This window comes from Micromonospora sp. NPDC002411 (assembly GCF_053592955.1).
Genome location: NZ_JBSFBM010000620.1, coordinates 1 through 1,554, shown reverse-complemented (window position 1 = coordinate 1,554; position 1,554 = coordinate 1). Strand labels below are relative to the sequence as shown.

Sequence of the window (1,554 nt, the reverse complement as noted above, 5' to 3'; positions counted from 1 at the left end):
GCCGACGCCGGCCTGACCACCGCCGACGTGGACGCGGTCGAGGCGCACGGCACGGGCACCCGACTCGGCGATCCGATCGAGGCGCAGGCGCTGCTCGCCACCTACGGTCAGGATCGGCCGACCGACCAGCCGCTGTGGCTCGGCTCGATCAAGTCGAACATCGGGCACACCCAGGCCGCCGCGGGCGTCGCCGGGATCATCAAGATGCTGATGGCGATGCGGCACGACACCATGCCGCGGACCGTCCACGTCGAGCGGCCCACCGGGCACGTCGACTGGTCCGACGGTGCGGTGGAGCTGCTCGTCGACCCGAGGCCGTGGCCGGCCAGGGAGCGCCCGCGCCGGGCGGGAGTCTCGTCGTTCGGGGTCTCCGGCACCAACGCCCACGTGATCATCGAGGAGCCGCCGGTCATACCTGTGGCCGAGTCGGTCGCGACGGATCCCGGTGCGCCCTGGTTGTTGTCGGCGCGCAGCGCGACGGCGGTCGCCGGGCAGGCGCAACGGCTCGCGGCGTGGGACGGCGATGCCGGGGAAGCGGCGTACTCGCTGGCCGCTTCGCGTGCTGTCTTCGACCACCGCGCGGTGGTGCTCGGCCCGGACCATCGGGCCGGTCTTGCCGCGTTGGCCGACGGGTTACCGTCCAGCGCTGTGGTGTCCGGTGTGGCCCGTTCCGCCGGTGTGGTGTTCGTGTTCCCCGGTCAGGGTTCCCAGTGGGTGGGGATGGCCGTCGGGTTGTTGGATGCCGAGCCGGTGTTCGCGGCCCGGATCGCGGAGTGCGCGGCGGCGTTGGCGCCGTTCGTGGACTGGAACCTTCTCGATGTGCTGCGGTCGGACGATCCGTTGGAGCGGGTGGACGTGGTGCAGCCGGTCCTCTGGGCGGTGCACGTCGCGTTGGCCGAGGTGTGGCGCTCCAAGGGCGTGACCCCCGATGCGGTGATCGGTCACTCGCAGGGCGAGATCGCGGCGGCCTGTGTCGCCGGAGTGCTGTCGCTGAGCGACGCCGCGAAGGTCGTCGCCCTGCGCAGTCAAGCCCTGCTGGCGATCGCCGGTAGTGGCGGGATGGTGTCGGTCAGCGCCGGCCTGGACCTGGTCACACCCCTGTTGACCGAGGGTGTGAGCGTCGCGGTCGTCAACGGCCCGACCAGTGTGGTGGTGGCCGGTGCGGACCTGGACGCGTTCCTGGCCGCCGCCGAGGCGGCCGGGGTGCGGGCCAAGCGGGTGAAGGTGGACTATGCGTCGCACTGCGCGTTGGTCGAGCCGGTGGAGGCCGAGCTGGCCCGCCTGCTCGACGGGGTGCGACCGCTTCCCGGCACGGTGCCGGTGTTCTCCACTGTGGAGGACGGCGGTGTCCTGGACGCCGCCTACTGGTACCGGAACCTGCGTCAGCCGGTACGTCTGGACCTGGCGGTGCAGGCCGCGCAGGCGGCGGGGCACCGGATCTTCATCGAGGTCAGCGCGCACCCGGTGCTCACCGGTGCGATCGAGGCCACCACCGTCGGCACGCTGCGCCGCGACGAAGGCGGCCCCGAGCGGTTCGTGCGGTCGCTGGCCGAG

The 1,554-nt window shown here is 72.5% G+C and carries 1 protein-coding gene; it reads left to right on the top strand.

Going from position 1 to position 1,554, the window contains the following annotated elements:
- The coding region (locus ACWCO3_RS34515; RefSeq protein ID WP_450014194.1) for an acyltransferase domain-containing protein at nucleotides 1-1,554 on the top strand (1,554 nt) is incomplete at both ends.